The organism is Thiohalocapsa sp., assembly GCF_019695415.1.
In the GTDB taxonomy this organism is placed as follows: domain Bacteria; phylum Pseudomonadota; class Gammaproteobacteria; order Chromatiales; family Chromatiaceae; genus Thiohalocapsa.
The window spans coordinates 1-8,596 of record NZ_JAIFKJ010000596.1 but is presented as its reverse complement, the minus strand read 5'-3'; the positions used below and the strand labels follow the sequence as shown (position 1 = coordinate 8,596).

7 protein-coding genes are annotated in these 8,596 nt (G+C 68.9%); all 7 read right to left on the bottom strand.

What is annotated here, in order from left to right; translation table 11 throughout:
• A partial coding sequence (locus tag I6U14_RS16425) for an NAD-dependent epimerase/dehydratase family protein (RefSeq protein WP_296900665.1) occupies positions 1-179 on the bottom strand: 179 nt, incomplete at its 3' end.
• A 233-nt stretch (positions 180-412) separates the two neighbouring features.
• Positions 413-775: a hypothetical protein gene (locus I6U14_RS16420; RefSeq protein WP_296900661.1), complete on the bottom strand. Its 363-nt coding sequence runs from the start codon at positions 773-775 to the stop codon at positions 413-415.
• The gene (locus tag I6U14_RS16415; RefSeq protein WP_296900659.1) at positions 768-1,040 is read right to left on the bottom strand and encodes a hypothetical protein; all 273 of its coding nucleotides are present in this window, start codon (positions 1,038-1,040) and stop codon (positions 768-770) included. The genes I6U14_RS16420 and I6U14_RS16415 overlap by 8 nt, the downstream gene beginning before the upstream one ends.
• A 2-nt stretch (positions 1,041-1,042) precedes the next feature.
• Positions 1,043-2,392, bottom strand: coding sequence for a metalloprotease PmbA (gene pmbA, locus I6U14_RS16410; protein ID WP_296900657.1), 1,350 nt, complete (start codon positions 2,390-2,392; stop codon positions 1,043-1,045).
• 116 nt (positions 2,393-2,508) lie between these two features.
• Positions 2,509-3,951 carry a metalloprotease TldD gene (tldD, locus tag I6U14_RS16405; RefSeq protein ID WP_296900655.1) on the bottom strand — a complete coding sequence of 481 codons (1,443 nt, stop codon included), beginning with the start codon at positions 3,949-3,951 and terminating at the stop codon, positions 2,509-2,511.
• A gap of 164 nt (positions 3,952-4,115) precedes the next feature.
• On the bottom strand, positions 4,116-4,943 hold the full coding sequence (locus I6U14_RS16400; protein ID WP_296900653.1) for a carbon-nitrogen hydrolase family protein: 828 nt from the start codon (positions 4,941-4,943) through the stop codon (positions 4,116-4,118).
• 150 nt (positions 4,944-5,093) lie between these two features.
• On the bottom strand, positions 5,094-8,552 hold the full coding sequence (locus I6U14_RS16395; protein WP_296900663.1) for an AsmA-like C-terminal region-containing protein: 3,459 nt from the start codon (positions 8,550-8,552) through the stop codon (positions 5,094-5,096).
• Positions 8,553-8,596: the final 44 nt, after the last annotated feature.

Genomic DNA, 8,596 nt, shown 5'->3' with positions numbered 1-8,596 from the left:
CGCAGGCCCGCCTGGCCGAATGCGGGGGGGGGCCCCGCGATTTCCTGGCCCGGGTCGAGGGCCGTCCGCTGGCTGTTACGCAAGTTGTCGACCACGACAACGTCGTGACCGGCGGTGAGCAGTTCGACGCAGGTGTGGCTGCCGATGTAACCCGCCCCACCGGTGACAAGAACGCGCATGAACAACTCCGACGTGACGGCAAAAGCCGCATTTTAGCGGAGTCGAGCCGATAAGAGGCCGCTCTCAGGAGGCTTCGGCTCGCGCCGAAACACGAGGACGAAATAGGGGGACGGTATACTGAATTGCGCTGGAGGAACTGCCCGCCCAATTCGCCTGCGGAGGCGATGGGCATCGGCTGCAGGGGCGTTCCCGCTGCGCGGTTGGGGCTGACCGGGCGCTCGTCGCATTAGATTTAGGGCATGATTGGCAGATACACAAACGCCCGCGGCACGCCGGCGCCGACGATCTCGATGGCCTGGGGCTCGTAGTAGTTGCCGAGGTCCACGGTCTTGCCTGCGGGGTAGGTGCCGAGCGTGATCTGGTTGCCGGTCACGCGGTATTCGCCGTCTCCGGGCGGCATCTCCAGCAGGATGCGGCAGGGGGCGATGGCGCATTGACCGGTTTGGCCGGGCTTGACGGTGACCGTGATGGCGCCCGAGGGGTAGCGTTCGATCCCGGCGCAGCCACCGATGACGATGGCCGCCAAGAGCGCGGGCAGCAGGCACGCTGCACGCAGGACTGCCGACGCCGAACGCCGGCGGTGCTGTTCAGGCACCGCGAATTGCCCGGTCCATGCGTGCCTTGGCGTCTCTCCAAGCGTCGTCGCCGACGCTTTGCTCCACCACCAGCTCCATCAGGCCGTAGGCGAGCTCGCGTGCCTGCTTGTCCATGTCGCGGAGCTTGACGAGCTTGAACAGGCAGCCGGCGCGCTCGTACTCAAGCGTGTTGGCCAGTGCATACAAGGTTAGGGCATTGGCAGATTCCGGCGCCTGCTCGATGAAGGCGACGCTGCGCTCCAGGGCCTCGGTGCCTGCGAGCATGGTCATTCTCCCGCCACCGTCATGCGGTCGATGAGCCAGGAGCCGGTGGTGATGCTGCTCGCGAAGTCATAATCGTTGCCCACCGCGACCAGCCCTTTGAACATATCGGTGAGGTTACCGGCGATGGTGATCTCCTCCACCGGGTATTGGATCTCGCCGTTCTCCACCCAGAAGCCTGCGGCTCCGCGGGAGTAGTCGCCCGTGATCATCTTCACGCCCTGCCCCATTAGTGAGGTCACCAGCAGTCCGCGGTCGAGGCGGCGAATCATGGCTTCGCGGTTGTCGCTGCCGAGCGCGATGCTGAGATTGCGTGCGCCGCCGGCGTTGCCGGTGGTGGTCAGCCCGAGGCGGCAGGCGGAATAGTGATCCAACAGCCAGGTCTGGAGCACACCGTCGGTCACGAGGTCCTTGGGCGCCGTGGCGACGCCGTCGCCGTCGAAGGGAGCGCTACCGAGCCCGCGCAGGCGGTGTGGCTCCTCATAGATGCGCACGAAGCTCGGGAAGATCGGCTCCCCGAGCTTGTCCAGCAGGAAGCTCGTGTGGCGGTACAGGTTGCCGCCGCTGATGGCGCCCGCAAAGCTCCGCAGCAGCCCTGTCGCCACGTCGGCGTGGAAGAGCACGGGCACCTCGCAGGTGCCGATCCGCCTGGCGTTGAGACGTCCCACCGTGCGTTCGGCAGCGCGCCGACCGACGGCCACCGCGGGCTCCAGGTCCTCCGGCGCACGTGCGGTGGTCCACCAGTAATCCCGCTGCATGGACTCACCCTCCTTGGCCACCACGGCGCAGCTCAGCTCGTGCCGGGTGCTGGGATAGCCGCCGACAAAACCATGGCTGTTGCCGTACACCGATAGGCCCGAGGTGGTGCTAAAGCTTGCGCCCTCGGAGTTGAGGATGCGTGGGTCGGCGCCGCGGGCCGCGTCTTCACAAGCGATGGCGAGCCGCACCGCCTCTTCGACGGAAATGTCCCAGGGGTGGCTCAGGTCCAGGTCCGGCACCGCGGTTGCCATGAGGTCAGCCGGTGCCAGGCCGGCGCAGCGGTCCTCCTGGGTGTGGGTAGCGATGCTGCACGCCTGCTTTACGGCATCGCGCACGGCGCCTGGGCTCAGGTCGGATGTGCTTGCTGAGCCCTTGCGGTGGCCGAAGTAGACGCTGATGCCGAGGCCATGATCGCGGGTGTGCTCCACGGTCTCTACCTCGCCCAGGCGCACAGCGACGTCAAGGCCGGCGGTGTTGCTCACCATGGCCTCCGCCGCCGACGCGCCTCGGCGCTTGGCCTCTTGCAGCAGGTCTTCGATGATTTGTTCGAGCTGGGCGATTCGCCCGGCGGTGTCGGCCGTGGCCAGCGTAGGCATAAGTCTTGGGTCCGCGTTCCGTGTCAGGTATCGGTGCGTGGGATGGCGCGTGCGGGCAGTGCGACAGGCGTTGCGGCCTGTACTGTCGCCGAGGGAAAGCAGCCGCCGTGAGGCGGTCAGCCAGCGGTGCCGCCGACGGTGAGCCCGTCAACTCGGAGCGTCGGCTGACCGACGCCGACGGGCACGCTCTGGCCGTCCTTGCCGCAGGTGCCGATCCCGTCGTCGAGTCTGAGGTCGTTACCGATCATGCTGACCCGGGTCAGCACATCCGGGCCATTGCCGACCAGGGTTGCGCCCTTCACCGGCCGGCCCACCTTGCCGTTCTCGATCAGGTAGGCCTCACTGGCCGAGAACGTGAACTTGCCCGACGTGATGTCCACCTGGCCGCCGCCGAAGTTCACGGCGAACAGGCCGTTGTCCACGGAGGCAATGATCTCTTCGGGGTCTTTGTCGCCAGCGAGCATGTAGGTGTTGGTCATACGCGGCATGGGCAGGTGCGCGTAGGACTCGCGACGGCCGTTGCCGGTGGCGGACATACCCATCAGGCGGGCGTTCAAGCGGTCCTGCATGTAGCCGGAGAGCACGCCGTCCTCGATCAGCGTCGTACAGCTGGTGGGTGTACCCTCGTCGTCGACGCTCAAGGAGCCACGGCGCTCCGGGAGCGTGCCGTCGTCCACAACGGTGACGCCGGGCGCGGCCACCCTCTCGCCGATTCGGCCGGCGAAGGCGGATGTGCCTTTGCGGTTGAAGTCGCCCTCCAGACCATGGCCCACAGCCTCGTGCAGCAGCACCCCAGGCCAGCCGGCCCCGAGCACGACGGTCATGGTGCCGGCCGGGGCGGGTCCCGCCTCCAGGCTCACCAAGGCCTGGCGAACGGCCTCGCGGGCGAAACCGAGGGCGCGATCGCCTTCGAGGAAGTAGCTCAGGTCGCGCCGGGCGCCGCCGCCGCTGCTCGCCTGCTCCCGGCGGCCGTCGGCTTCCACGACGACGCTGACGCTCAATCGGATCAGTGGGCGCACGTCGGCACTCATGCGTCCGTCGTCGGCGATGACCAGGATGGTGTCCTGCACCGCCACCAGATTTGCGATGACCTGCTTGACGCGCGGATCGGCGCGGCGGGCCTCTTCGTCCACGCGCTGCAGCAGCGCGATCTTGTCGCTGTCGTCGAGACTCTCGATGGGGTTCAGTGGCTGATACAGCCGAGCGACCGCGGGCATGGTACCGGTACGCACACTGCCCTCGCTGCCGGCCCCTGCGATGGCGCGTGCGGCCTCGGCTGCCTGGGTCAGTGCTGGGAAGCCGAGCTCGTCGGAGTAGGCGAAGCCGGTCTTCTCGCCGGCGATGGCCCGCAGGCCCGCGCCCTGCTCGATGTTGAAGGTGCCGTCACGAATGATGCCATCCTCCAGCACCCAGGATTGCAGGCGGCTGGACTGGAAGTAGACGTCGGCGGCGTCGATGGCCGGGCTGTGCAGGGCGCCCACCAGGCGCTCCAGATGGCCGTCGTCGAGGCCGACGGGCGCCAGTATCTGGCTGCGGGCAATGGCTAGGGTGTCGGACATGGATGTGTGAGCTTCGAGCAGCGAGTTTCGAGTAGCGAGGCGCCGTGTCGACGGCACCACGGTGAGCCAGGTTGGGATCGACGCGGCTTTCGGCAACGGTCGGTTGCAGCTGTCGGTCTCGGAAGGCTCGGCTCTGCCCCTCGCGCCTCTCTCCTGGAAACTCGTCACTTACATTTCAAGCGCCGATGCTCGAGCGCCGGAAACGTCCGCCGCACCGAGTCCTGAAAGCCGCGGTCAACGGGCGAGCAGATGCAGCCGGTGCCGCGGGGCACCTGCGCGAGGATGGCGCCCCAGGGATCGACGATCATGCTGTGGCCGTGGGTCTCACGTCCGCTCAGGTGATAGCCACCTTGGGCGGCGGCCACGACGTAGACCAGGTTCTCGATGGCGCGGGCCCGCACCAGGGTCTCCCAGTGCGCTTTGCCGGTGAGCGCTGTGAAGGCCGCGGGTACGGCCAGCACCTCCACGCCGCTGTCCGCCATATGCCGCACCAGCTCTGGGAAGCGCAAGTCGTAGCAGACGATGATACCGAGGCGGCCGAATGGGCTGTCCACCACGACGGGGTCGTTGCCGGCCTCGATGGTGGCGGATTCTTCGTAGCGTTCGTCGGCCCCCGGCAGGTTGACATCGAACAAGTGCATCTTGTCGTAGCGGGCCACGCGCACGCCCTGGTCGTTATAGACGAGGCAGGCTGCGCGCAACCGGTCCGGCGTCGCCGAGCGCAGGGGGATTGTGCCGCCCACCAGCCAGACGCCGAAGCGCGCCGCGGCTTCCGCCAGGAAGCGCTGCAGCGGCCCATCGCCCTCGGCTTCGAGGATGGAGAGTGTGTCCTGGTCCTGGCGGCCCATGAAGGCAAAATTCTCCGGCAGCACCACGAGCCCCGCGCCGGCTTCCGCCGCATCACGGATCAGTCGCTCCACCTCCAGCAGGTTGGCGTTCACATTGGGGCCGGTGGCCATCTGCAGGGCCGCAACCCGGGGTTTTGCGCTCATGGGACTGCACTCCGCACGGCGGCGTCATAGGCGCTCCCGTCCTGCGACGGCCGTGTGACGAATCGGTCATGTCCGGCAAAGATAGCATCGACCAGGGAGAATCGCGCGCGGCGCCGGGCGCAATGGCAGCCGCAGGATCAGGGCCCGGCGTCAGTCGGCGTCCAGAAACGGGCTTACGGCTCGGGGCGGGGTCTGCGCGCCGCCGCGGCCGCCGGCGGCGGCAGGGGTGCCGTCGCTGGCGTCCGCGCGATCCTCCGGCAGCAGTAGATCCGGCACTGAGCGCACGCCATTACTGCCGCTGACGCGCCGGATATCGGGCTCCGCCCAGGGTCCCGTGACCCGGTACTCGTAGCTGGCGAGGCCGCTCACCGCGTTGCCTGAGACCTTGTCCGCCAGCAGGACCGCGGCGCCCACGAGCGGCCCACCGGCAACGGCGCCGGCGATGGCCACCCCGGTGCCGATCTTCGGCGTGACGCGGACGTTTTGGTCGAAGGTCTGATCCACCAGGTTGGTACTGCCGCGCACACGGATGTCGGCGGTGGAGGAGAGGATGTCCAGCTGACTGATGCGGGCGATACCGCTGCCGATGGTGAGCCTGCCGTTGATGCTGTCGAAGGTGAAGCCCGTATCCAGCACATCGCTGAAGTCGAGGCTGAGCCGCCGCTCTAGGGCACCGAGGTTGAGTACGCCGAGCATGCGGCCTACACCCGGCTCCACCTCCAGCAGGCGGCCCGCGGCAATGTCGAGTGCGAGGCTGCCGCGGGCACGCTCAAGCTGGAATTGCTCGGGGCCGCCGGGCCAGGTGAGCGCCAGATCTGCCCGGGATGGCGCGCCGGTCATGGCGCTGTAGTAGCCCGCCTGACGCAGCAGCTCGCCGAGGTCCTCGCTGCGCAGGTCGATGTCGATGGCGGTTTCGGTGTAGCCGGTGGCATCGCGGGTCCAGCGGCCGTTGCCGTTGGCCGTTACCAAGGGCCCAGTCAAAGACAAGTCCCTTGCCGCCAGTCCGTCCACTGTGCGTGCCAGCTCCAGCCGCAGGCGCCCAAGCTCGTCGCTGCCGCGCCGCAGTGCTTCGATCTGGAGCGACAGAGGCGGCAGTCGACGCGGATCAGGGCCGGCCCCGACTGGCCTTGTGCGCTTCTGCCGCACCGCCAGCAGCGGCGCAACGTCGAGGGTGTCGAGTCGGACCCTCACGGGCTGCGTATCGCCTGCGGGTAGGCGCACGCTCGCGCTGTTGCCGGCCGCCTCCAAGCCGATACGCCAGACTCCACCGGTGCCGCGGTTCAGGTCTGCGCGGACGTCTTCGAAGCGCATGGCGCCGAGCTCGAGCGCCTCGGCGGAGAAACGCATGGGCAGAAGCGGCAGATCCAACTCCGTCCTCAGCACATCGCCTGGTGCGAGTAGGGCGGCGTGAGTGCGCCGCCAGTCGAGCCACACGCCCAGATCTACGACGCCGAGGCGCCCGCGCACTGCAATACCGGCATCGGCCGGCAGGGTCTCGGGCAGCTGGCTCAGGTCCACCGCAACGCGGCGGGGTACCAGGGCGTCGTCTGTCTGCGCCAGCTCGGCGCGGACGCCGAGGTCCCCGAGCCGTGCGGTGACGGCGAGCGGAGCATCCGGCGCCAAGCGCGTGTCAGCGCGCAGCTCCCGGCGGGTGCCGGCGGGCTTGCCGAAGGGAGGCGGCAGATCGAGCTCGACAGCAGCAAGATCTGACTCCAGCGTCAGGTCAAGCGGCGGGCGGGCGTCTGTGACGTCGGTGTTGCTCAGGCTTGCCCGCAGTTGCCAGTCGGCCTTGCCCGATGCGAGCGCCCACCAGGGGCTGGGCCATGCAGCGGCGAGGTGCTCGATCGCGGTGCTGCCGCGGGCGGTGATGTCTGTGCGCCCGGCGCCCGCGGCCGTATCGGCGCGGTGGGTCTCGATGTCCAGCCGCAGCGCCTGCTCGCCGAGGCGGGCGGCGATGGCATCCGCGTGTACGCCACTGGCGTCGAAGCGCAGGCTGCCGGCAATGTCCGTCAAGCGCAGCTCGGCGTCGCGCAGGGTCAACGTGGACTGCTCGCTGAACGCGAGTGCGCCCGCGTAGCCGAAGCCGAGCCCGCGGAGCAGCGGTACGTACAGCTTCAGATTCAGCCGGACACTGACCTCGGCGGCCCAAGCCCACGGGGTGCCCCCCAGCTTGCGCGCAAGCGGTGTGTCGGCGAGCACCGCAAGGCCGTCGGTGAGCGGGCCTGTGCCCTCCGCCTCGAGATGCATATGCTCAGGCTGCCAGAGGTTCGGCAGGCGCGCGCTGCCGGACGTGACGTTGGTACTCAGGATGCGCGCAGCGGCGAGCTCGATGTCCAGCCGGCGGCGGTCGAAACGCAGGGTTACGTCCATGTCCTCGAGCCGCGGCCAGCTATGCTGCCGCAGCCTTGACTCACCTGCGGCGGCGGACATACCGGGCCCCGAGGGCTCGGGGGGCGACGGCTGGTAGTCCAGCACGCCATCGTGCACCCTGAGCTCCAGTCGGAACCAGCCATTGCCGGCATCAAAGGGAAAGTCGCCCAGTGGTCCGCGCAGCAGCAGGTCTCCGGAGGTGAGCTGACCGGCCACGATGGCCCGGCCGAGCCAGTCCTCCAGCCGGTCGTCCATCTTCGACGCCGGCAGGTAGCGAGGCACAGCGTCAGCGTCTCCGCCCCGGATATGGGTGTGCAGGTCGATGTAGGGGGGGGCGTCCGGCAGCGTGTGCAGCGCGACGCGGCTCAGCGTCGAGACGTCCGGCGTGTCGGCGGTGAGTGCCCGGCTCCATAGCTCGATGCCGTTTGCGGTGCGCCGCCAGGCCATGCGTCCGGCGAGTCGCGTGAGCTTGAGCGGCTCAATCGTATGGGGGCGCGGGTCCAGCTGAACGTCCCGGGCTGCGACGACGATGGCGCCTCGGTCCGGTCCGGTGGAGAAGCGGAGATCCACACCGCTGAACGACGGTATGGGCCCCGTGGGTTCCGCGCCGGGTGCTGAGGTGTCACTGACACCCTCGTTGGGGTCCAATGCTGCCACGGATGGGCCGACCGCGAGCCCAGTCACCCGTCCGTTGGCCAGCCAGTGTGTGACGGCGGTCTCGGGGCCGCCCGTGTGGTCGAGGCGCAGACGCAGATCCTCCAGCTGGCCGCCGACCCGGCCGTGCAGCACCTGATGCAGTGCCGGGGGGAGGTCGTTTGTCGCCGCAAAACGCGCCACCTCCGCCAGCTGCGCGAGCGGCAGGCCCGCAAGCCACGCCTCGATACGCTGGCCGGTGCCGCCGGCGGCGGTGCTGCCGGCGACCCGCAGGGCGGTCTTCTCGGCGCGGAGCAGGTTACCGAAGAGCTTGAGCTCCGGCACTCGCAGCTGCCAGCCGCGGCGGTTCTGCTCCCAGCGGACCAGCGCACCCGTGTCCCCTAGCCGAAGCAGCTGTGTCGTGCCGATGTCGTTGCCGTCGTCTGGCGCATCGGCGTCTGCTCGGTGTCGCCGCAGTACGAGGTCATCCAGCCAAACACGGGCTGTGATGCGGGTGGGCTCGCTGGCGGTGAGCTGGGTCCAGGTCGTGATGTGCAGGCCGTCGGTGGCGAGGCGTAAACCCGAGGGTAGACGCCCGCGCAGCACCCGGGCCAAATCGCTGCCGCGCCAGTCCGTCTAAAACGCCCCCG